The organism is Staphylococcus sp. AS1337 (assembly GCF_051408735.1).
GTDB lineage: Bacteria > Bacillota > Bacilli > Staphylococcales > Staphylococcaceae > Staphylococcus > Staphylococcus xylosus_B.
Map to the genome: position 1 here is coordinate 369,082 of NZ_JBOIHZ010000003.1, position 22,644 is coordinate 391,725.

Consider the following 22,644-nt stretch of genomic DNA (forward strand, 5'->3'; position numbering starts at 1 on the left):
TTCAAAACGATATGGATATTGACCTACTTCAGACACACACTTATGAGTAGTTTAAAAACATTTTTGTAAAATAAATACGAATCAAAATTATATGTTTTTATTCCAGGCTATGGTATACGTCTTACTTCTATATTTTTAATTAACTTAAAATAACGTCCGCTAATTCTTCAGCAGATGTTTTCCCAAAATAGTACGTAACATCTAACTTATTTAATGCTGCTATAATATCATCTTTTACTACGCGTACACCTTGAAGTTGATTTTCAACATCACTAATGTCGCCTTGTCCGAAGAAATCACCATAAATACGACATGCTGAAATACGGCCATGTTCAACTGCTAAAGAGATATCAATCGTGCCTGCTACTAACCGCGCATCTCGATTATATTCATAACGTGGTGAGCGTCCATAATTCCACTCCCAGTTATTGTATTTTTTCTCAAGCATGTCATCAATGACTTCCCAATCTTTATTTGTTAAGACATAGCGTTTGGCATCACTTAAATCATCAACACCTAACACTTGTTTAACCATTAAATCTTTAAATGTTTCTATTGTTATATTTTGATATTCTGATGCTAAGTATGGTCTAATACTACCTACACGAGAACGTACCGATTTAATACCTTTAGATTCAATTTTTTTACGATTCGGTTTTAGTACTTTTACCATAGGCTCATAATCTACATCTAATAATAAAGAGTAACCGCCATAAATTCTACCTTTTATTAGTGTCATAGCTGCTCCAGATACCTTTTTACCATTAATCGATAAATCATTACGTCCACTTTGTTCTACTTCAGTGGCCCCAAGATGATGTAACGCTTGAATACCGGGTTCATAGAACTTTTTGAAATTACCATAGATTGTGTCATCTTTTTCTAGGATACAACACATATTCACTGCACCACGGTCTACATAAACCGCTCCGCCTCCTGTGTCTCGACGTACAACTTTAATATCCTTTTGTTCTAAATAATCTTGGTTGATTTCTACGGCAGTATTTTGAAAACGACCTATCTCTACTTTAGGATCACAGTAATATGGGAAAAGTATATCTTCATTTAAAAATATATTTTCACTTACATATACTTGCATAGCCAATGCTACAGCACCATCAGTTACATATTCACCATTTCTAATCGGTTCAATTAAATACATAGCTATCTCCTATTTAGTTAATTTTTTATTTACTTCTAAAATCAATGCTGAAATATCATCAGTTAAATGTATCGTTCTCTCACGGATACCTTCTGGAATACGATAAGCTTTTTTATTCAATGTCATGTATAATGCGTTTGGATTTTGTTTTGTCATACGTTGAAAAGGATGTTTCACAAATTGTGGCGTCGTGTAGCCTATGCCTATTTCTAGATACAGTACTTTATCTTCTTTATGTTCATTAAGGAATTGATTATAACGCAACAATTGTGCCTCAAAATCCGCATCTTCTACCATTCCAACTTGCGCTTTACGTTTATTTATTTCCATAGGTGCATCACATTTTGGACAATGCGGCACTAATGCTCTAGGTATCTTCATATTTTCTTGTTGCGCTACCATTTGACGTATCGCATTATCATCACGATATGTTTGCGCATGACAATGTTGACTACATTGCCACAAAATATACTCTCCTTGAATATGAAAGACTTTCTCTAAATCATAATCTGCCACTGCAAAAGCATTATCAGCATTTGTCGTAATAATATGATAATCTTTAGCCTCTAAAATTTGTTTTAATGCTACATAAGATGCCCCGACAGGTTGATCTAAATAATTTAATGCAACAAAACGACTTTCAAATGCCCAATACTCTTGCCAACTTTCAAAAGGATGTAAACTTGCTTGCAACATATCAAAAAAACCATATTTAGCTATAAAATCTGGAAAGTGCTGCGTGAACCTTTCTCCAATATATGTAAACCCATCTGCCGCAGACATACCTGCACCAATACCTACTACGACAGCATTTGCTTCTTGCAATGCAGCTGCTAATTGGTCAGCTTGTTGGTCATATACTGTCGTTAAGGCATTCCACGTTGACTCAGTCATTCTGTTTCAATCCTTCCTTGTACAACTTTGAATCTGTATCAGTAAACACATTGAATACCACTTTGATATCTGATTGATGAGTTCGTTTATAATTTAATACTGTATCTATAGCGATACGAGAAGCTTCTGCTTGAGGAAAACCAAAAACCCCTGTAGAGATGCAACAAAAAGCAATACTCGTTAATTGATGAGCATCTGCTATTTCTAAACAGCTTTGATAGCATCGTGCAAGTAAATCACTATTCATTCGTGACACTGGTGTCTTGCGTACTTGTGGTCCTACTGTATGAATTACATAATTTGCTGGTAAATTATAAGCATCTGTAATTTTTGCCTTACCCACACCTTCACGTTTCCCCTGTCTTTCTATTAGTTCTGCACATGCTAAACGCAACTGTACACCTGCTCTTGTATGAATGATATTATCTATACAATTATGATTTGGTTCAAAACAACCTACAAACTGACTATTAGCCGCATTAACAATTGCATCTAATTGTAATTGTGTAATGTCACCTTGCCATAAATAAATATCGTTGCCTAAATATGGTGTTAATGACGTTATATCAGTCACTTGCTGGTTATTATATTGAATTAACAATGCATCTTGTACATCAAGAAAATCTTTAGATATATCTTTTGCTGGTCTTACATTTATTAAACTTCTAAACATGTGCCAACGTGCTTGTTCCGTATCAGGTAAGTCTAATATTTCATCACGGTTTGCCTCATCCCATAAATATTCAATCAAATACGCTAAGCGTTCTGCCTGTTGCATATATTATGCCTCTGGAAGTGCGTTAAAGGCTGTTTCATCAACTTTTTCTAATTTTACTAACCAGTTTTCTTCTGGTTTTTCAGAATTTAAAAGTGTCGGTTCATCTTCTGCCTTTGTATTACGCGCCACAATTTTACCTGCTAATGGTGATTGCACGTCCAAAACTGTTTTTGAAGCTTCAATACTTACAATTTCATCGTCAACTTTCACATCATCTTCACCCATAAATGCAACATAACCAACAGTTCCAACATCATCTTGTAGTTCTGGTGTCATTCTATAAACATATTGTTCTCCAATTTTTTCTATCCATAAGTAATTCGCTAATTTTTTCATTTGTATCTTCCTTTCTTTGATTATAAATTCATTTGTGCAATCAATTCTATTGTGCGAATCCGATTTTCGATACCGGGTATTAAAGGAACAATCATAAGTTCGTCTGCATCAAACGTCTCTATTATTTGCTTTAGTTGGGTTTGAACAGTTGCTTTTGTTCCCACGACCATACGTGCACGATTTTGTTTAATTAGTTGCTTATCTCGTTCTGATTTTTGATAATTTTGAGCTGTTGTTATTGATGGCATCCGTTTAAATTCTGCAAATTGTTTTTTGCCTAAAAGCCAAACATCTAACGATTGCGCTAACGATTGTGCGTGCACTTCACTATCAGCAACTACGGTAAATACCGTGACCATAACTGTAGGAGCCATATTCAACTTAGTATGTTTAAAAGACTTTCTATAAGTTTGAACACTTGCTTTGGCATTTTGAATAGCCTGTGCATTGGGTAATAAGAACGTACCCAATGTATAACCCATGCCTACTTCACCAGCCATTTCCGCAGATGTAATACTTGTACTTAACAACCACATTTCAGGAACTGTCGTAATACTTGGTTGGGCTATAATACTGTCTAATCGCTGTTCGGTATTATTTTCAATTAAATAGTCTTTCACATCTGATATAGACTGCGCGTAGTCTAAAAAATAATCCTTCGTTTCATTAAGTGCTTTTTTCACGCTAGATGTCCCCGGATTGTTACCAATGCCTAAATCCACTCTCTCCGGGTAAAATGCTTCCAATAATCGAAAGTTTTCTGCCACTTTAAAAGGACTATAGTGTGGTAACATCACACCACCCGATCCCAAGCGTATACGTCGTGTCTTTGCTAATAATTGCATCATCAACAACTCTGGACTTGCACAGGCAAACGCCGGTACATTATGGTGCTCGGTGACCCAAAAACGTTTGTAAGCTAATTCATCTGCTAATTGCGCTAACTTTACAGTACCTTGCAAAGCATCTTGTGCCGTTTGACCTTCATCAATGACAGCATAATCTAATATATTCAACTGCACCACGTTTACATTCACTCCCGTTATACCACATATATGCGTTTGCATCTCTATTTTTATTACATATGGCAATGTAATATTATTTTATATTCAGTCAAAGTATCACATTCAATACATATTACTCTCACTTTATAGAATAACGGATATAGAAAATTTTTGTTATATTTTGCTTATAAAATGCTGAAATTTCTTATTTAATTGACCATTTTGCCACATTAGTGTTAATTTAAAATTACATATTACAACAAAGAATGAGGTCAAAGCTATGATAAATAATTTTGATTCACTTTTCAAAACACTTATATTGCCTAACGGTATTAAATTAAATAATCGTTTTGTACTTTCACCTATGACGACCAATTCCTCCACACAAAATGGGCATATTACCGAAGAAGACTTGCGTTATGCTCAAAGACGTTCTCATGCAGCACCTCTTCAAGTAACTGGTGCAGCTTATATAGAACCATATGGTCAACTATTTGAATACGGCTTTAGTATTACAGATGACAGCTGTATACCAGGTTTAAAAAAATTAGCTACTGCCATGAAACAAGATGGCAATAAAGCTATTTTGCAACTTACACATGCAGGTAGGTTTTCAAACCAAGCTATTTTAAATTTTAGCCAAGTATATGGCCCTAGCCCTATGTCATTACATTCACCTATCGAACATGAAGTCTTAGCAATGTCACAAACAAAGATTGACACTGTAATCGAACAATACGCAGATGCAACTTCACGTGCCATTCAAGCTGGATTTGATGGCGTTGAAATCTCTGCAGCACAACGTCTACTCATTCAAACATTTTTCTCTACATTCTCTAATCAACGTACGGATCAATATGGCCCACAAAACCTTAAAAATCGAGCACGCATTGGCTTAGAGATATTAAATGCTGTGCAATCTGTTATTGATAAGGAAGCGCCCCCTAACTTTATACTAGGTTATCGTGCCACACCAGAAGAAACACGTGGGAACGATGTTGGTTATACAATTGACGAATTCAACCAACATCTAGACTGGGTTTTAGAGGTAGCAGATATACAATATTTAGCGATTGCTAGTTGGGGGCGTCAAATTTACCAAAACAAGGTTCGCTCAGATGGTATCTATAAGGGGCAATTTGTAAATGCTGTTGTTCATGACTATCTAAGAGGCAGAGTGCCTATGATTGCAAGTGGTGGAATTAATTCTCCTGAAAGTGCGTTGGACGCATTGAAACATGCTGATATGGTTGGTATGTCTTCACCTTTTGTAACAGAGCCGGATTTCGTAACGAAATTAGCAAATGGCACTCCAGAAAAAATCAATTTACATGTCACGTTAGAAGATATAGATGAATTAGCTATCCCATATGCAGCATTTAAAGATATCGTTAAGATGATGGATTACGGTGAGGGCTTAAATAAAGAAACACGAGATGAACTCCGTAAGCTTGAAAAAAATTATGAACAAGTAGAATATACTGCAGTTGAAAAAAGAGCGGAAACATAAGACCATTTAATCTTATGTTTCCGCTTCTTTTAAGTTGAGATACTGGAGCATCTGCCTTTATATTTTATAAATGTAAGGATGTTCTTTTAAAAAATAGTATTTCAATAATACATCAATTTTTAAAGAATTCTCCTAATTTTTTAGCTGCATCCTTTGAAAACATTAATTCCAAATTGTCTTGAGAAGCTTGAGCACTTGTTGATGAAATCTGATACATTTCTTGTTCATATGCGTTAAGTGCCACATCAATTTTTTCATAGTCTTCCAATGCTCTAGCAAGTATAAATGCATCATACAATGCCATATTAACACCTTCACCAGCAAAGGGACTCATCAAGTGCGCCGCATCTCCTATTAATGTAATAGCTTGTTTATGTTGCCATTTAAAACCAATTGGCAATTTATATATTCTTCTAAAAAGTACATCGTCACTCATATTCATAATATATTTCTGTAGCTGAATATCCCAACTACTAAAATCTAATAATAATTGTTCTTTTAACTCTGACAATGTCATAAATTTATAAGTATCTAGTTTATCCATATCCATTCTATAAGAAACATATGCTTTAATTCGACCATCACCATTCAATTGAGCTAATAGTGCTTGATCTCCACCTAATGCCATCATCTTTCCATTCTTATTATACTTATATAATGCTGGATGTTGATTTTTAACATCATCAATATTAATTTCTATCATTGAAATACCACTATATTCAATCTTCACATCAGAAAGATTTGTACGCAATTTTGAAAATGAACCATCGGACCCAACAACTAAATCAAAATGTTCTGACTCACCATTTGTAAAAATAATCTCAATATCTTGAGTACTATGTTGAATAAGTGACTCAAATTCATAACCATATTTTAAATGGTGTGAATCAATTTGTTTCATAATTATGTCACACAATTCACCTCTATCTATTTCAGGACGTTCTCCATCACCTTCTGAATCTTCTTCGTAGTATATGGTTCCGTCTGCACCTATTACACGTGTATCCTCTCCTTCAAATCGAGCATACGACATAAATTCATTATATATTCCAGCTTTTTTAATAGGTAATTGACCAGTATCAGAGTGGATATCCAAAGACCCTCCGCGTTGATGATTGTCATGCGGATTTCCTTTTTCAAATATTGTATAGTTATAACCTAGTCTTTGTATTAGTAATCCAAGCATCAATCCTCCTGGACCACCACCAATAATTGCTATATTTTTTAAATTTTTCACAGCCATAGTTTACCTTCTCTTTATTTAAATAAGTTATTCAAATCATTCATTGTTTTTTCAATAAAATTATCAAATTCTTGTTTTTTTCCTTTATCGCTTAATGCTTCTTTATTTTTATTTATCAGTTCTTTAAATAAAATTTGTAATTGTACACGCGCTTCTTTCATAGATTCAAAGTCCATATTTTTTACTTGATCGAAATGTTGTAGCACTTCATCATTTATATTCTCTTTCAAGAATGCAATACCTTCATCTGTAATTGTATATACCTTCTTCTTACCTTCTTTAGAAATAGAAACAAACTCTCTATCTTCAAGCATTTGTAAAATTGGATATACCGACCCCGGGCTAGGAGAATAAAAACCTTTGAATTGTTCTTCTAAATCTTTAATAATTTGATAACCATGTTTTGATTCCTCTTTGAGCATTTTTAGTATGACAAACTGTAAATCTCCTTTTTTAAAGAATCTTTCTCTACCACGAAAGTCGCCAAAATCTCCTCTTCCAAACCCAAAATCTTCTCTGTCTTGCTTTATATTTCCAAATTGTGCGTGTCCTTTGTGAAATTGTCTTCTGAACATAGATCTCACCTTCCCTTATTTCGATATATCGAAACTATAAACGATATATCGAAATAAGTCAACGATATATCGTTATTTTATAATAAATTTTCAAACAATCTTTCTTAATAAAAGTAATAATTTAAATTTTATTAATCATTATTAAAAAAGAGCGGAAACATAAGACCATTTAATCTTATGTTTCCGCTTCTTTTAAGTTGAGATACTAGCTATAAATCTAGCATACATATATAAATTCCAAAGTATTTTTCCTTATTAACCGTTCTGATTAGCAAATGCCTGACCTATCGCATTTAACTTACGAGGTGCATCATGCACATCCATTTTCACTTCTATAAAATGCATTTTGTCAGGTTGCGCTTCGACTTGAAGCAATACCTTTTGGAATTCTTCACTCGTGTTGACATCATATGTGCACACTTCTTCTTTACCACCAAAGACAGTTGGTAATAATTTATAATCCCACATTTTAATATCGTTATACATTGCATTTTCGCCGTGAATTTTACGTTCCACTGTATATCCGTCATTATTGATAACAAATATAACTGGTTTAATTTCTTCTCTTATCATCGTAGATATAGCTTGCACAGTTAATTGTAACGAACCGTCACCAATTAATAATAAGTTTCTACGATTAGGGTCAGCCAATTGTGCACCTAAAGTCGCAGGTAAAGTATAACCAATAGATCCCCACAATGGTTGACCTATAAATTTATTATGTTGATTTAATGCTAAATCATACGCTCCAAAGAATGAAGTTCCCTGTTCAGCTATAATTACGTCTTCTTCTTTAATAAAATCTTGCATCATTTTGAAGTAAGTCTCTTGTGTTAAAGGGTCATCATTCAAATCATAATCATGCGCACTTGGACGCTGACATTTCGGAAAATCCATATGATTTACATAATTAAGTTTATCTAATCCAGCTAGCAAATCTACTAACGATACATCCGTATCTTTCGTTTCATTCATTTTAAAATTATGATGATTGATCATTACTACATCATCAATATCAAATTGATATGAATAACCGGCTGTGGCTGAATCTGTCAATTTTGCACCAATATTTAAAATTGCATCACTTTGGTCTACATAGTCTCTAATAGCTTTATCTGCTAATGCACCATCATAAATCCCCATATAATATGGACTTTGCTCATTAAATGCGCCTTTACCTAATGATAATTGTGCAACTGGGATATGTGTCTGTGTTACGAATTTTTCTAAATCTTCATGTAACCCAAAACTGTTAATTTCGTGACCAGTGATGATAACCGGTTGCTCTGCACTTTGTAATTTTTCCATTATCATTTGCATATATTTAGAAACATCCATGTGTTGATGTTCTGCTAGTTCAAAAGATGATGTCACTTCTATTTCAGTATTTGCTACATCAATTGGTAAATGAATATGGACCGGTCTCTTTTCAAATAGTGCAGCGTTTATCACCCTTGGAATTTCTGATTGGGCATTTTCAGGTGTGATATAAGCTTGTGTTGTTGTAATTGAAGCATACATATTTCTATAGTCATCAAAACGTCCCTCACCTAAAGAATGATGTACATATTTACCAGCCTGTTCAACGGCACGTGTCGGTGCGCCAGTAATTTGTATAACTGGTACACGTTCTGCATATGATCCTGCAATACCGTTTACGGCACTTAGCTCTCCTACACCAAATGTCGTTACCATAGCAGCAATGCCCTTCAACCTTGCATAACCATCTGCAGCATAACTTGCATTTAGTTCATTCGTATTGCCAACCCATTCTAAGTCATCACGACTAATAATGTCATCTAGAAAAGTAAGGTTGAAATCTCCTGGTACACCAAACACTTTATCTACACCAATATTGCTCAAACAGTCCATTAGATATTGTCCTACACGTTTTTTCATTTTCATTTCCCCTTTTTATCTATATCTAATACACTTCAAATTTAACTTATAACACATTAAAGGTCAACAATATTGACTTTTAATATTATATGAATCTTTCTGAGATCACTCACTTACATATCAACACGATTAAATGTTAACGACTTATTGACGCACATAAAGAGATTATAGAGCCCTATGATTACAATTAAATTTCGCCAACCCCTAAAAATTGTATAATTTAAAACACAACTAATTGAAATATTAATTGTGTTTTTTCTAAATTATAATTAAAAATTCCGAGACATCTAATGATGTCCCGGAATACTATTTATATAGTGCAATTTAGTTTTTTCAGACTCATGAAGCATTGTATGAATACAATGCTTCATTTTAAAAAGCGTTGAACCTAATAACGTTAACTGGATATTGCACTAACTTTTTAATCTTTCACTTCGTCTTTCAAATATTTTACCTCTTGAAATCCTGTGCGATACGAAGCAAATTCTTCCATAATTGCATACCAATCATTTCCGACTTTTTTTTGGATGTCTCTAAATAAATCATTCTGTGCTTTGTTTAATTCACGAACTAATTTTGTACCTTTTTCAGTAGGATAAAGGGCTTTAACTCTTTTATCGGCTTCAGTCTGTTTTTCAATAATAAATGCTTCATCTTTAAGTTTTTTCAAAGTTGCGTGACTACCTTGCTTAGAAATTTCCATGCCTTTTAAGAGATCTTTGATTGTAATACCTGGGACTTTCTCTATAAAAAACAGAAATCTGTGATGTTGTCTATTCAAACCATAATCTTCAATTATTTCATCTGCGGTATTTATAAATGTTTTATACGCAAAGTAAAATAACAAATTCTCATAATCATTATTATTTCCTTCCATTTATACTCACATTCCTTATCTATATTGATCACTTTTGTTATAATCGCTTTACCTTTTTTCTAGGAAATATATATATAATATAATCATAGCACTTTTATGATTATAACAGACTTACTACTGGATTAATTCATTATAAAACATTTAGGCTTATACCACAGTTGACTCTGAACAGCTAAATAAAACGATAATAATGATATATCAATAAAACTTCAACCCTTTCTATTGTATATAATATATTATTTTTGTATTCAACTCATAATTAAAAAAGGACCATTGCCCCAAAATTGGTAGCAATAGTCCTTTTGCTAATTAAACAAAAACTAGTTCTGTTTTTAATTATTTCTCATTTTCTGAATCAATTTTATTAGAAAATTTTTCAAGTTGTTTCTCGGCAAATGACTTACCACCAATACCAAACGCAATTGCAAATGCTACAGCTACAGCACCTAAAATTAATAAGAATGCTACGTTAACAATACTTTGCGCAAAGTTTAGCTGATCTAAAGTCATGAATACGGAAACAATGATGACTAAGTATTTTACAATTTCAGCCAACATACCGTTTCCAGTTGATTTGTTGATTAATTTTGCAACTAAGTTACCACCGATTAATCCTAGTGCTAAAATGATTGCAGCAGAAATAACAAGCGGTAAGTAACTGATAATCGCTTCACCAATTTGATTTAATACAGATAAATTCACCGTGCTAAGTGCCTGAACCGTAAAGAATAAGCCAATTAGCGTAGTGATTACCCATCCAGCTGCTACTGGAATATCTATGCTATCTTTATTTTTTCCAAAATTAACATATTGATTAAACTTGCTTACATTTAAGCTTGATAATATGTTTTTTACTAATGTACCTAAAACTTTTGCAATGAATAAGCCAATTACTAATATAACTACTGCAACAATAATTTTAGGTGCAAAGTTAAGTATGCTACTCATCATACCTTTAATAGGTTTAGATACTGATTGCATGTTTAATGAATCAAAAACTGATGGTAAGAATAGTAAGAATACTAAGAAGTAGGCTAACTTACCAAAGGTTTGTATCAAACCTGCTGACTCAGACTTTCCGCTTTCTGCATCTACTAAACCTTTTTCTTGTAACCAGGATTCAAAACCTAATGCGCCTAGCCCTTTGACTATGATATTCTTAACAATTACTGCAATAATCCAAGCAATAATTAAGAATATTAATGCACCTATAATATTTGGGATGAAACTTATAACACTATCAAGCGCTCCCATTAAAGAATCTAAAATTTTACTCATGTAAATTGCCCCCTTTTTTGGACAAATACCCTAGAAAAATAAAGATAATCATATTTATATAAATTTTTTTAAAATATTTTTGTAAATTAAGATAATTATACACGCTATTTATTTGTAAAACACTAAATGAACAGATTGCCAAATAATTAAATACAAATGAAGTGAACCATCTATTAAATTAATCTTCTAATTATTTTTTATTTATAATTATTAATCTTCTATAATGTCTAGACCTTCACTTCTCAATTGTTCAATTCCTGCTATCATCTGATTGATTTCTTCTTCAGTATGACTTTCCCACGAACCTAATTCTGCAACAATTTTCAATGGCTCAGTAGAACGATATGAGCGCGTTGGATTGCCAGAAAATTTCTTGTCTGTAACATTGGGATCATCTTCAAACTTTCCTAGTGGCTCTATGATATAAATGTGTGCAGCTACTTCTTCATTAGCTAAAGCTACAGCCAATTCAGCGCCCCATTTTGCTGCTTCTAATGTTCCTGTAAAATAAATATGATTCATTATGCGATCTTGATAATTAGATTTTTGCAAAGGCTCCAATAAATCACCTATCTGCAACTGAGCTTTTGTGCCATGTAAATATAAATCTTGTTCAAATGCTTGCTTTTGATTTTCCATAAAATAATCCCCCCACATTTCGCTAAAGTGTCTTACTATTATATGTGTCAATTAATAAAAGAAGTAGTCTATAATATTTATTTTTCATATAGTATAATAAACACAAAGAGAATATTTAATTGTAATTATTAAACACTTCCAACAATATCATACATAATTTTATATAAAATAATGAGGATACAAAATCAGATTACCGTTTTGTATCCTCATACTATTATACGTAAATGAATTAGCTATTTAAATGAACTAATTCATCAGCTTTATCTGTGAACACCCCGTCCACTCCCCAATTAGCCAATTGGTTTGCTCTCATTTTATTATTTACTGTCCATACATTTAATTCATAGCCAGCATCTTTTATTGCGCGAACACGATTTTTTGTAAGCTTTGCATCTTCAATATTAACAATTGTTGATCTACAAAAATCTAAAAGTGTTCTCCAGTCTCCTTGAAACGCAGCTGCTTTGAAGATAACTGCTCGTTTGTATGCTGGCATATGTACTTCTGCTAATTTTACTAAATAAATATTAAAACTAGATATCAATACATTTATGCTTTTATCTAAGTCTTTTAATTTTTCAGCTACTTGCTGAACCATGCTTAAAGATAAATCACTACCCTTACTTCCACTAACACCCTTTAACTCAATGTTTAAATTCATTTGATATTTATTAGCAAATGCTATTATTTCATCAAAAGTTGGTAATTTTTCATTCTTAAATTTTGATCCAAACCAATCCCCTGCAGAAGCATGCTTGATTTCTTCATACTCTAATTGTGTAATTTCACCAACCACATCTGTGGTTCTATCTAAAAAGTCATCGTGAATAATAACGAGTTGTTCATCCTTTGTAATTGCAACATCTAGTTCCACCCACTTTAATCCAGTCACTTTTGCTGCCGCTTCAAATGCTGCTATAGTATTTTCAGGTGCTTTACTTGATAATCCTCTATGTCCATATATAGTAAACATCTCATCTTCCTTTTCAAATAGATTTTAGTGTAATTATGATATGTCATTTAAGATATTACAAATAATCTAAACCCTTTATTAGAGTTATTCACTAGGTCTATAAAAATATGACTTAACAAAAAATCGCCTTTGACACCTTTTTAAAGGCATTCAAAGACGACTAATTAATTATTTATTATGCTTTTGAATTTACGTATGATGTAGGATCAACTGAATATTGGTTACCTACGCCCCCTTGCATACGTTGGAAGTGCAAGTGAGGAGCAGTAGAGTTACCCGTACTACCTGACGCACCAATTTGTTGTCCTTCTTTAACTTGTTGTCCTTTTTGAACATTTAAAGAATTCATATGCATATACCATTGATAGTTATTACTATTTTTTTCTTGGATAGTAACTTGGTTACCACCACCATAATTACTCCAACCACTTTGAATTACTGTCCCATCAGTTAATGAATAAACTGGTGTATTTTCAGGCATAGCGTAATCGACACCATAGTGGGCACCGCCACCATGATATTGACCGTATGGTTGTAATTGACGATTTTTAGTTAACCAATTTGATGAATTCGAATTGGTAGTTGAATTTGAATCTGATGTATTATTTGAAGTACTTTGACTTGTTGAACTTTGTGTTGATGCATTAGTTGTGTCATTTGATGTCGCATTCTGTTGTACATTTTGTTCACCATTACCGTCATTACGTGTATAACCACTATTGTAATCTACGTTTGATGTTACTAGTGATTTTTCTTGGTATTTTCTTTGTGATGTTGCTTTTTCTGATGAAGTTTGAGCAGAAACTTCGTCTGAACTATTTATATTTTGTGTATTATTTTGATTTACATCATAACCATCGTTTTGAACTTCTTCATGGCTTTGGTTAGCAGAATAATTGGTATCATTATTTACTGTTGCATTTGTATCTCCACTTTGATCACTCATAGGGAAATAAAAGTAATGATATTTTCCTTCACCATCAATTAAATAGAAATAATATTGTTGTTGATCAAACATAGATTGGTCCCAATTACCATCTAGCGTGTGATGATAATTACCGCTAGCATCTTGATCAATATAACCATAGTTAAAAATACTATTAGAAGACTGGTTACTCGAATATTGTGAATTAGATTGATCATTTTCTGATGCTTGTGCCTCTCCTTGTGCTATGCCAATTGCTCCCAATGACAATGTAGCAATCGTTGCTGTAACAAACTTTTTCATAATTAATAAATCCTCCCAAATTTTTTCTTAAGCTAATATATCAGATGGAGTGATTTAATAGAATAGTAGACATCGTTTTTTAATTTACTGGTAATTGTTTTGAGATAGCTGTAATTATTTTGAATATTCCTAATTGCTTATCGTTTTAAAATAGTTGGCTAAACTTTCTTTTGCTTTATTTATAATTGGTACTACATCATTTTTATTTTTATAACATAATCCAATTACCCTTTTCGCATCATGGTTTTTTATTGGGATTTGTCTTAAATTTGGAATCTTTACATTTCTTAAATGAGGTAAAATAGAAATTCCCAATCCTGAGCTGATAAAAGTTGCAATTGTAATAACTTCATCACCTTCAAAACTAATTTTTGGTGTAAATTGATATGATTTTAAAATTTCATCTATTTGACGACGTAATAATAAATTTGTTTTCAGAAGTATAAACTTTTCATCTATCAGTTCGTCAATTGCTATTTCATTACGTTCTCCTAATCTATGGTTTTCATTTACTGTTACATATAATTGCTCTACGATCAGTGGTTCGAAATGTGTGTGTTTATTCATTTCTTCAACGGTTGTAATAATGATATCTACTTCTCCTTTATCTAGCATCACAATTAAATTTTTAGCATCATTTTGCACTAATTTTAATTCTACATTAGGATATTTTAAATTGAATGTTTTTAAAAATTCTGAAATATATGTCACGCCAACCGAATGTAGAAAGCCAATTTTCAATTTACCATTGTAAACGTTGGTAGTATCTATAATATTAGTTTTATAAATATCCATTTCTTCAACAATATTATTTGTTGTTTTCAAAAATTCTGCTCCATATTTATTCAGTTTAATTATCCGACCAATTCTATTGAAAAGAGGTACGCCAAGCTCTGCCTCTAAATTTTTTATCGCTCTACTTAGTGTTGACTGACTTATATTTAACACACGCGCACATTCAGACATATTTTCAATTTGTGCTAAATATTTAAAGTATTCTAAATGATGCCATTCCATAAACAACAACTCCTATGCAAATAATGCATTATTAATATGAAAATAATGCATTTTTTATATTATTAATTACATGCTACCATAAATACATCAATCATTAAGTGAGGACATGACATTGAATAATTTAAAAAACAACTATGTAGCAAAAGGTTCAAAAGATTATATCAAAATTATTGTTGCACTCTTTATTTCTGGTTTTACTATCTTTTCAATCTTATATAGTGTTCAACCATTGATTCCACATTTTACTAAATCCTTTAATATTAGTGAAACTGTTGCGAGTTTAGCTTTATCAGCAGCAACTATCACTTTAGCTATTGCTATGTTGTTTTTTGGTGCTATATCAGAAGTATTAGGACGTAAACCTATTATGATTTTTTCAGTGATATCAGTAACACTATTAGCATTAGTTCAACCTTTTGTAACAGACTTTAATACCTTCCTTATTATAAGACTAATACAAGGTATTTGTTTAGCAGGATTACCCTCTATAGCTATGGCCTATATTGGCGAAGAAATTTCACCACATAATTTGCCTGAAGCCATGGGAATTTATATAAGTGGAAATGCCTTTGGAGGGGCTTTTGGGCGTATATTTACAGGATTCATTTCAAGTATTTATGGATATCAAATTGGACTTTTATCTATCGCCATAATTAGTGTCATTGCCACTATACTGTTTGTAGTTTTAATACCTAAGTCTAAGCATTTTGAAAAACAGACTTTTTCTGTAAAAACGTTATTAATTAGTTATTATAATCATTTAACAAATATCCGATTACTCAAACCCTTTATGATAGGCTTTTTACTACTTGGTTGTAACATAGCTGCATTTAATTATATTGGTTTTGAATTAGCAGATAAGCCGTACAATTTGCATGATAGTATCATTAGCTTTGTTTATTTATTATTTTTAATAGGCATGCTTTCCTCGATTTTAAATGCAAAATTACGTACTAAATTAGGTACTTTAAACGCGTTAAAATTTAGCGTTTTATTACTAATTATCGGTATAAATATTACTTTATTATCACCTCTATATTTTAAAATTATTGGTTTAGCCTTTAGTGTCTATGCATTTTTTAGTGGGCATGCAATCTCAAGTGCAGTAGTTACCAGTCGCGCAGAAGACCATAAAGCACAAGCTTCTAGCCTATATTTATTATTCTATTATATGGGATCTTCTGTTGGCGGTACTTTAGCCGGTGTTTTTTATAACTATATTCAATGGCCTGGCGTAGTTTTAATGATTACAATTTTTATGATTATTGCCTTTGCTATTTCTCTTACTATTAAACAAAAATAGACTTGGAAATCTAAGTTTTAAGATTTCCAAGTCTATTTTGTTATTTACATTTAAACTTTATCATTCTATTGTCGCTTCTATTTGTGCTTCAAATTCATCAAGTAACTCACGGGCCTCATCTGTTGTATTTGTGCTCATTAACTGGTGTCTTAATTCACTAGCACCTCTAATACCACGTACGTATATTTTAAAGAATCTACGTAAAGGTTTAAATAAACGTGATTCATTTTTTGAATATTTATCGAACAAATCAAGGTGTAACCTTAATAACCCTAAAAGTTCTTCACTTGTATGTTCTCGTGGTTCTTTTTCAAATGCATAGGGGTTATGGAAAATACCACGCCCGATCATTACGCCGTCAATTCCATACTTTTCAGCAAGCTCAAGCCCGGTTTTTCTATCTGGAATATCTCCATTAATAGTTAATAATGTATGTGGTGCAATCTCATCACGGAGTTTTTTAATTTCTCCAATCAATTCCCAATGTGCATCTACTTTACTCATCTCTCTACGTGTACGAAGATGAATAGATAGGTTGGCAATATCCTGTTCAAATACATGTTTCAACCAATCTCTCCACTCATCTATTTCAGAATAACCGAGTCTTGTTTTCACACTTACTGGCAGACCGCCTGCTTTTGCTGCTTGAATGATTTCAGCTGCAATTTCAGGTCGTTGTATTAAGCCTGAACCTTTACCCTTCGTTGCAACATTTGCTACTGGGCACCCCATATTCAAATCGATACCTTTAAAGCCCATCTCAGCCATACCAATACTCATTTCACGAAAATGCTCAGGTTTATCTCCCCAAATGTGAGCGACCATTGGCTGCTCATCTTCAGTAAATGTTAAGCGACCACGTACGCTGTGTATCCCCTCAGGATGACAAAAACTTTCTGTATTCGTAAATTCAGTAAAAAATACATCAGGTCTTCCAGCCTCACTAACAACATGACGAAAGACAACATCTGTAACATCTTCCATAGGTGCTAAAACAAAAAATGGACGTGGTAATTCACGCCAAAAATTTTCTTTCATATATATTTAAACCTTCTTATCTATTATTATATCGAATTTTTATCCATGACGATATTACCACAAAAAGTCAACTTACACAAAAGGAAGTTATCCAATGAAAAACCTATTCAAATAAAGCTCGCTATCAATATATTACAAAGAAGATAAAAGGCGCAGATTTCCTTAATAATTTAAATTTGATATCAAATAACGTTCTATATAGGTGAAATTGCAACAGAATATTACGTCATCCTAACATTTTTAGTAAATCACTTGAAAACAACAAAATGATTTAAGTTATATATTTATATTCATCAAATTATCAAAGTATATAAATCATATTAATCCCCTTTTAATTTTGAAATATTAAGTATACAATGGATTTTATCCGAATTCGTAATTTTCTGAATATTTTAATTAGGAGGTATTGATATGAAACAACAAAATATTCTTTGGAAAGATTGGAGACTACATGGCGTTGTATTAATTATTATGATTATTTCTGAGGTAATTGGCACACATAAAATACCTTTAGGGATAACTTCAATCCTTTTATTACCAGTTGTTTATGCAGTTTTACTCGGATTAGGAGTTTATTTCACGCCCATCATCAGTAAAATTCAAGCTAAAAATTCCGAACCAATGGTATTTATTTCAGTAGCACTACTAATAGCAAAATTTGGTGTAGAAGCAGGACCTGCTTTACCTAAAATCATTGCAGCTGGACCTGCTTTAATATTACAGGAAGCTGGCAATTTAGCTACGATTGTCATTTCATTACCATTAGCTATATTATTAGGGTTACGACGAGAGTCTATAGGGATGACACATTCAATAGGTAGAGAACCCAATTTAGCACTAATTACCGAAAAATACGGCATCTCTTCTCCAGAATGGCGAGGCGTAATGTCTATGTACATTTTTGGAACCATTTTTGGAGCAATATTTTTTAGTATTTTTTCTGGTATTTTAATTTCCATTTTACCATTTAGTCCAATTGCTTTTGCCATGGCTACAGGAGTAGGAAGTGGTGTAATGACTGCAGCTGCTCTGGGACCTTTAGTCGAAATGTATCCTAACCAAGCTAGCACAATCACCGCATTTTCTGGCGTAAGTAATCTTCTGACGTCAGTGACAGGACTTTATATTGGTATGTTAATTGCTCTACCTTTAACCCGAAAATACTATAGTTTGATTATGCACGTTAAATCAAAAATCACTAAAGACAAGGAGTGACTGTGATGTCTTCAAAAGTTACAAATTGGGTTCTCACCTTATGTATAGTAGGAATTATTTCACTTTTTAGTAATTGGATTGGTTATAATGTCATGCCTACTGATGCAATTCCGGGCATCATTGCTTTAATGGGTATTGCCTTATTAGGTTTGATTTTACGTGATATTGTGCCTTTAAACATACCAAGCATTGCTTATATTGGCATAATAGGTTTAATCATTACTATCCCTGGAGTTCCTGGATCCTCACATATCGTCGATTGGACTGAAAAAGTAGATCTACTATCATTAGCCACGCCAGTTGTAGCATATGCAGGCGTTTCAATAGGAAATTCTTGGGCTGATTTTGCCAAGTTAGGGTGGAAAACCATTGTTGTGGGCATTGTTATTTTGCTCAGTACATATATTGGTTCTGCGCTCGTAGCAGAAATTATATTAAAAATTCAAGGTCTAGCTTAAGCAACTACAAATAACCCCCAGCTTGAAATGAGTTACTGGGGGTCTTTAACATGAAAAATAATATATCTAAATATAATAGATAAACACACCAAAATTTAATAAAAATAGCACAATTGCTGGCATAGCTTTCGTAACTGGATCTTTTCCTAAAAGAATATGTGACAAAGCACCAACCAACATAGTTAAACCTATTAATACACTAGCAAATAGTGCCAATGAACTATAGAAAACACCGATTAACATTGCTATAGCTCCAATAAACTCAAATGCTCCAGTGATTTTATTAAAAATAGGTGGGTACCCAAACCGTGCAAATTCTTGTTTCATCTCTCCAGAAAATATTTTAAATCCTGTTATGATAAAGAATAAACCTAGGATTACTTGCAATATTAAAATAATAATTCCCATACAACCATTCCTCCTTTAATCGTTTTCTATCAATTTACTAAATCGAAATAATGTATGATTAAAAAAGAAAAGGAACAAGCAAAATCCAAGATTCAATTTGAGTGTTCCTCTTTTATATCATTGAACATTCTATTTTAATATGAATTAATTACTTTTTTATAGGTAATATGCTTTATAGAAAGAAACTACACATTCAAATACTCATCATAATCAAATGTTTCAATATTATTGGTAACAACAACACTTGTATCAAGCTTAAATTTAAGATATCTACTCACTTCACAAACAGCGTTAACTTGAAGATTTTCTATTTCATTCATCTCGAGTAATATAAAATGAAGTGATTCTGAATGATAATTGGATTGAGCAAGTAGTTTCTCAATACTCTCTAATAATAATGCCTTATAATTATCTCCAGAAATAGCAACTACTCTAGAATTAATTGGTTCTTTATTTTTATTTCTTAAATAGAATAATGTATTGCCCCTACTATACTGAATAATAATAAACATAATAAGTTCCCCAATTCTAACATTATATTATTTATTATTATACTGTACACATTTAGCACAATTTATAAACGAAATAAATTGAATTTACAACAATTTTTTAAAATAATCCTGTTGGTTTCGTATCGTAACTAACCAATAAATTTTTTGTTTGTTGGTAGTGTTCCAACATCATTAAATGATTTTCTCGACCTATACCACTCATTTTATAACCGCCAAAAGCAGCATGTGCGGGATAAGTATGGTAATTATTAACCCATACTCTACCAGCTTGAATACCTCTACCAGCACGATATGCTATATTCTGATTTCTTGTCCAAATACCAGCGCCTAAGCCATAAATTGTATCATTTGCCATGGCTAATGCCTCATCGTTATCTTTGAAGGTTGCTACTGACAATACTGGTCCAAAAATCTCTTCTTGGAACACACGCATATTTTGATTACCTTTGAAAATAGTAGGTTCAATATAAAAACCATTTTTTAAATTCTCATTTTCTTTCCTTACATTACCACCAACAAGTATTTCTGCACCTTCATCTTTACCTATATCTAAGTATTTCTTAATTTTTTCTTGTTGTTCATTGGAGGTCTGTGCACCTACCATTGTTGTATCATCCAACGGATTCCCTAGTTTTATTTTATTAACTTTATCAATACATAATTTTATAAATTCATCATAAATATCTTCATGAATCAATGCTCTAGAAGGACATGTACAAACTTCACCTTGATTTAAGGCAAACATAACTAATCCTTCTACTGCTTTATCTAAAAATTCATCATCTTCATCCATAATATCTTTATAAAATATATTTGGTGATTTGCCACCTAATTCCAGAGTTACTGGTATGACATTGTCACTGGCATTCTTCATAATAATCTTACCTGTTGTTGTTTCACCGGTAAAAGCGACTTTATTAATCTCTTTATGCGTAGCAAGTGCTTCACCAGTTTCATTGCCAAATCCATTTATGACATTTATTAATCCTTTTGGTAAAATGTCTTCAATTATTTCAATGAAATGTAGAATAGACACAGGTGTTTGTTCTGCTGGTTTAAGGACGACAGCATTTCCAGTCACTATAGCAGGAGCAATTTTCCAAGTTGCCATAAGTAACGGGAAATTCCACGGAATAATTTGACCAATGACTCCTAATGGTTCTTTATAATGATAAGCTACTGTATCATTATCTATTTGTGAAATACCACCCTCTTCTGCGCGTATCACACCTGCAAAATATCTGAAATGATCTACAACTAACGGTAAATCTGCAGCAAGTGTCTCTCTAACAGGTTTACCATTATCAAAAGTTTCGATAACTGCTAAGTATTCTAAATTCTCTTCTACACGATCCGCAATATCTAATAAAAGTTGTGACCTTTCAGCTAATGACTTTTTCCCCCACTCAACTTGTGCTTTTTTTGCAGCTTTTACTGCTAAATCTACATCTTTTTGTGAAGACCTAGGTACTTTTGCATAATTATCGCCAGTAATTGGGGAAATATTATCAAAATATTCATCTTCTTGTGGCTCTGTCCAACTTCCATCAATAAAGTTACTATAATGCTCTTTAACTTTGTATTTTGCATTACTTTCATTTGGATTTGTATAAATCATATAAATACCTCCTTTATATGGTCATATACCCTTCAAACATTTGTGTAAGCGCTTAAATTAACAACCGTAAAAAAGAAATATTTATGCTTTGCAACAAGGATTAAACGTTTATTTAATATTCTTTGATACTTTCTTATATAAAAAATAGAAGCTAGGACATAACTTCGACCTAGCCTCTATAAGTAATGACTTTCTATAACACTTTATTTGAAACGTCTATTTTTCATCTTCTTTTTTTCTACGACGTTTAGCAAATAGTAATAATGCACCTAATCCTGCAAACAATGAACCGAATAATGTACCATTGCGCATTTCTTCCTCACCTGTTTCAGGTAATTCTGATTGTTTATTTGCTTTATTATCTTTTGATTTGTTGTTTTCCACAACGTTAGAACTATTATTTGAATTTCCTACTTGTGATTCATTAGAATCGCTATTATCTGTGTTGTGGCTAGTATTTGGTGAATTTGAACCTGTACCTGGATTTTCTCCTGTACTTGGATTTTCTCCTGTACTTGGTTTTTCTCCTGTACCTGGATTTTCTCCTGTACCTGGATTTTCTCCTGTACCTGGATTTTCTCCTGTACCTGGATTTTCTCCTGTACTTGGTTTTTCTCCTGTACCTGGATTTTCTCCTGTACCTGGATTTTCTCCTGTACCTGGATTTTCTCCTGTACCT

23 protein-coding genes are annotated in these 22,644 nt (G+C 32.5%); 4 read left to right on the forward strand and 19 right to left on the reverse strand.

The features are described from left to right. Positions 1-139 precede the first annotated feature (139 nt). Genes ACSUE0_RS07215 through ACSUE0_RS07235 form a run of 5 tightly spaced genes read right to left on the reverse strand, consistent with a single transcriptional unit; the run spans position 140 to position 4,195 of the window. Positions 140-1,162, reverse strand: a complete 1,023-nt coding sequence (locus ACSUE0_RS07215; protein WP_436956739.1) for a lipoate--protein ligase — start codon at positions 1,160-1,162, stop codon at positions 140-142. A 9-nt stretch (positions 1,163-1,171) separates the two neighbouring features. Beyond that, positions 1,172-2,056 carry an SIR2 family NAD-dependent protein deacylase gene (locus ACSUE0_RS07220; protein ID WP_119613526.1) on the reverse strand — a complete coding sequence of 295 codons (885 nt, stop codon included), beginning with the start codon at positions 2,054-2,056 and terminating at the stop codon, positions 1,172-1,174. Then, positions 2,049-2,834: a protein-ADP-ribose hydrolase gene (locus tag ACSUE0_RS07225; protein WP_436956741.1), complete on the reverse strand. Its 786-nt coding sequence runs from the start codon at positions 2,832-2,834 to the stop codon at positions 2,049-2,051. Before ACSUE0_RS07225 ends, ACSUE0_RS07220 begins: the two co-directional genes overlap by 8 nt. A gap of 3 nt (positions 2,835-2,837) precedes the next feature. Further along, on the reverse strand, positions 2,838-3,170 hold the full coding sequence (locus ACSUE0_RS07230) for a glycine cleavage system protein H (protein WP_017723917.1): 333 nt from the start codon (positions 3,168-3,170) through the stop codon (positions 2,838-2,840). A 20-nt stretch (positions 3,171-3,190) separates the two neighbouring features. Further along, positions 3,191-4,195: an LLM class flavin-dependent oxidoreductase gene (locus tag ACSUE0_RS07235; RefSeq protein ID WP_436956743.1), complete on the reverse strand. Its 1,005-nt coding sequence runs from the start codon at positions 4,193-4,195 to the stop codon at positions 3,191-3,193. A 259-nt stretch (positions 4,196-4,454) separates the two neighbouring features. Here ACSUE0_RS07235 and ACSUE0_RS07240 point away from each other — a divergent pair, with 259 nt between their 5' ends. Next, positions 4,455-5,684, forward strand: coding sequence for an NADH-dependent flavin oxidoreductase (locus ACSUE0_RS07240; RefSeq protein ID WP_436956745.1), 1,230 nt, complete (start codon positions 4,455-4,457; stop codon positions 5,682-5,684). Positions 5,685-5,796: 112 nt separating this feature from the next. Here the strand turns inward: ACSUE0_RS07240 and ACSUE0_RS07245 are convergent, their stop codons facing one another. The 9 genes from ACSUE0_RS07245 to ACSUE0_RS07285 form a co-directional block, all read right to left on the reverse strand. Continuing rightward, a complete protein-coding gene (locus ACSUE0_RS07245; RefSeq protein WP_119615209.1) occupies positions 5,797-6,927 on the reverse strand; it encodes an FAD-dependent oxidoreductase in 1,131 nt (376 codons plus the stop codon). Between the two features lie 14 nt (positions 6,928-6,941). Further along, positions 6,942-7,502: a PadR family transcriptional regulator gene (locus tag ACSUE0_RS07250; protein WP_119615208.1), complete on the reverse strand. Its 561-nt coding sequence runs from the start codon at positions 7,500-7,502 to the stop codon at positions 6,942-6,944. A gap of 255 nt (positions 7,503-7,757) precedes the next feature. Further along, positions 7,758-9,401, reverse strand: coding sequence for an alpha-keto acid decarboxylase family protein (locus ACSUE0_RS07255; RefSeq protein ID WP_436956748.1), 1,644 nt, complete (start codon positions 9,399-9,401; stop codon positions 7,758-7,760). Positions 9,402-9,822: 421 nt separating this feature from the next. Beyond that, positions 9,823-10,278 carry a MarR family winged helix-turn-helix transcriptional regulator gene (locus ACSUE0_RS07260; protein WP_017723923.1) on the reverse strand — a complete coding sequence of 152 codons (456 nt, stop codon included), beginning with the start codon at positions 10,276-10,278 and terminating at the stop codon, positions 9,823-9,825. 336 nt (positions 10,279-10,614) lie between these two features. Beyond that, a complete protein-coding gene (locus ACSUE0_RS07265) occupies positions 10,615-11,556 on the reverse strand; it encodes a mechanosensitive ion channel (RefSeq protein ID WP_436956750.1) in 942 nt (313 codons plus the stop codon). Between the two features lie 210 nt (positions 11,557-11,766). Continuing rightward, a complete protein-coding gene (arr, locus tag ACSUE0_RS07270) occupies positions 11,767-12,213 on the reverse strand; it encodes an NAD(+)--rifampin ADP-ribosyltransferase (protein WP_436956770.1) in 447 nt (148 codons plus the stop codon). A 211-nt stretch (positions 12,214-12,424) separates the two neighbouring features. Next, on the reverse strand, positions 12,425-13,168 hold the full coding sequence (locus tag ACSUE0_RS07275; RefSeq protein ID WP_436956752.1) for a glycerophosphodiester phosphodiesterase family protein: 744 nt from the start codon (positions 13,166-13,168) through the stop codon (positions 12,425-12,427). 175 nt (positions 13,169-13,343) lie between these two features. After that, the gene (locus ACSUE0_RS07280; RefSeq protein ID WP_436956754.1) at positions 13,344-14,396 is read right to left on the reverse strand and encodes a M23 family metallopeptidase; all 1,053 of its coding nucleotides are present in this window, start codon (positions 14,394-14,396) and stop codon (positions 13,344-13,346) included. Between the two features lie 129 nt (positions 14,397-14,525). Next, entirely contained in the window at positions 14,526-15,413 is an 888-nt protein-coding gene (locus tag ACSUE0_RS07285; RefSeq protein WP_119614564.1) for a LysR family transcriptional regulator, read from the reverse strand. Positions 15,414-15,525: 112 nt separating this feature from the next. Between ACSUE0_RS07285 and ACSUE0_RS07290 the strand changes: the two genes are divergently transcribed. Next, positions 15,526-16,716 carry an MFS transporter gene (locus ACSUE0_RS07290; RefSeq protein ID WP_119614565.1) on the forward strand — a complete coding sequence of 397 codons (1,191 nt, stop codon included), beginning with the start codon at positions 15,526-15,528 and terminating at the stop codon, positions 16,714-16,716. 60 nt (positions 16,717-16,776) lie between these two features. Here the strand turns inward: ACSUE0_RS07290 and ACSUE0_RS07295 are convergent, their stop codons facing one another. Continuing rightward, positions 16,777-17,754 (reverse strand): tRNA dihydrouridine synthase, encoded by a 978-nt coding sequence (locus ACSUE0_RS07295; RefSeq protein WP_119614566.1) that lies wholly within the window; start codon positions 17,752-17,754, stop codon positions 16,777-16,779. Positions 17,755-18,165: 411 nt separating this feature from the next. Here ACSUE0_RS07295 and ACSUE0_RS07300 point away from each other — a divergent pair, with 411 nt between their 5' ends. Then, the gene (locus tag ACSUE0_RS07300) at positions 18,166-18,969 is read left to right on the forward strand and encodes a DUF3100 domain-containing protein (protein WP_119614567.1); all 804 of its coding nucleotides are present in this window, start codon (positions 18,166-18,168) and stop codon (positions 18,967-18,969) included. 5 nt (positions 18,970-18,974) lie between these two features. Next, entirely contained in the window at positions 18,975-19,427 is a 453-nt protein-coding gene (locus ACSUE0_RS07305; RefSeq protein ID WP_119614568.1) for a hypothetical protein, read from the forward strand. A 66-nt stretch (positions 19,428-19,493) separates the two neighbouring features. On the opposite strand, the gene ACSUE0_RS07310 is transcribed toward ACSUE0_RS07305, so the two are convergent. The 4 genes from ACSUE0_RS07310 to ACSUE0_RS07325 form a co-directional block, all read right to left on the reverse strand. Continuing rightward, positions 19,494-19,835 (reverse strand): DoxX family protein, encoded by a 342-nt coding sequence (locus ACSUE0_RS07310; protein ID WP_119614569.1) that lies wholly within the window; start codon positions 19,833-19,835, stop codon positions 19,494-19,496. Positions 19,836-20,020: 185 nt separating this feature from the next. After that, the gene (locus tag ACSUE0_RS07315; RefSeq protein WP_119614570.1) at positions 20,021-20,347 is read right to left on the reverse strand and encodes a hypothetical protein; all 327 of its coding nucleotides are present in this window, start codon (positions 20,345-20,347) and stop codon (positions 20,021-20,023) included. Positions 20,348-20,444: 97 nt separating this feature from the next. Further along, complete coding sequence (locus tag ACSUE0_RS07320; protein WP_436956758.1) at positions 20,445-21,965, reverse strand: aldehyde dehydrogenase family protein; 1,521 nt, start codon at positions 21,963-21,965, stop codon at positions 20,445-20,447. A 216-nt stretch (positions 21,966-22,181) separates the two neighbouring features. Beyond that, positions 22,182-22,644: LPXTG cell wall anchor domain-containing protein (locus tag ACSUE0_RS07325; RefSeq protein WP_436956760.1), on the reverse strand; the 463-nt coding region annotated here is incomplete at its 5' end.

Excerpts from the sequence above, each read along its gene's own strand:
- ACSUE0_RS07240 (WP_436956745.1), top strand. The coding sequence starts at position 4,455 with ATGATAAATAATTTTGATTCACTTTTCAAAACACTTATATTGCCTAAC.
- arr (WP_436956770.1), bottom strand. The coding sequence starts at position 12,213 with ATGTGGGGGGATTATTTTATGGAAAATCAAAAGCAAGCATTTGAACAA.
- ACSUE0_RS07310 (WP_119614569.1), bottom strand. The coding sequence starts at position 19,835 with ATGGGAATTATTATTTTAATATTGCAAGTAATCCTAGGTTTATTCTTT.
- ACSUE0_RS07320 (WP_436956758.1), bottom strand. The coding sequence starts at position 21,965 with ATGATTTATACAAATCCAAATGAAAGTAATGCAAAATACAAAGTTAAA.
- ACSUE0_RS07315 (WP_119614570.1), bottom strand. The coding sequence starts at position 20,347 with ATGTTTATTATTATTCAGTATAGTAGGGGCAATACATTATTCTATTTA.
- ACSUE0_RS07260 (WP_017723923.1), bottom strand. The coding sequence starts at position 10,278 with ATGGAAGGAAATAATAATGATTATGAGAATTTGTTATTTTACTTTGCG.
- ACSUE0_RS07305 (WP_119614568.1), top strand. The coding sequence starts at position 18,975 with ATGTCTTCAAAAGTTACAAATTGGGTTCTCACCTTATGTATAGTAGGA.
- ACSUE0_RS07285 (WP_119614564.1), bottom strand. The coding sequence starts at position 15,413 with ATGGAATGGCATCATTTAGAATACTTTAAATATTTAGCACAAATTGAA.
- ACSUE0_RS07230 (WP_017723917.1), bottom strand. The coding sequence starts at position 3,170 with ATGAAAAAATTAGCGAATTACTTATGGATAGAAAAAATTGGAGAACAA.
- ACSUE0_RS07255 (WP_436956748.1), bottom strand. The coding sequence starts at position 9,401 with ATGAAAAAACGTGTAGGACAATATCTAATGGACTGTTTGAGCAATATT.
- ACSUE0_RS07220 (WP_119613526.1), bottom strand. The coding sequence starts at position 2,056 with ATGACTGAGTCAACGTGGAATGCCTTAACGACAGTATATGACCAACAA.
- ACSUE0_RS07275 (WP_436956752.1), bottom strand. The coding sequence starts at position 13,168 with ATGTTTACTATATATGGACATAGAGGATTATCAAGTAAAGCACCTGAA.
- ACSUE0_RS07225 (WP_436956741.1), bottom strand. The coding sequence starts at position 2,834 with ATGCAACAGGCAGAACGCTTAGCGTATTTGATTGAATATTTATGGGAT.
- ACSUE0_RS07265 (WP_436956750.1), bottom strand. The coding sequence starts at position 11,556 with ATGAGTAAAATTTTAGATTCTTTAATGGGAGCGCTTGATAGTGTTATA.
- ACSUE0_RS07300 (WP_119614567.1), top strand. The coding sequence starts at position 18,166 with ATGAAACAACAAAATATTCTTTGGAAAGATTGGAGACTACATGGCGTT.
- ACSUE0_RS07295 (WP_119614566.1), bottom strand. The coding sequence starts at position 17,754 with ATGAAAGAAAATTTTTGGCGTGAATTACCACGTCCATTTTTTGTTTTA.
- ACSUE0_RS07280 (WP_436956754.1), bottom strand. The coding sequence starts at position 14,396 with ATGAAAAAGTTTGTTACAGCAACGATTGCTACATTGTCATTGGGAGCA.
- ACSUE0_RS07245 (WP_119615209.1), bottom strand. The coding sequence starts at position 6,927 with ATGGCTGTGAAAAATTTAAAAAATATAGCAATTATTGGTGGTGGTCCA.
- ACSUE0_RS07215 (WP_436956739.1), bottom strand. The coding sequence starts at position 1,162 with ATGTATTTAATTGAACCGATTAGAAATGGTGAATATGTAACTGATGGT.
- ACSUE0_RS07250 (WP_119615208.1), bottom strand. The coding sequence starts at position 7,502 with ATGTTCAGAAGACAATTTCACAAAGGACACGCACAATTTGGAAATATA.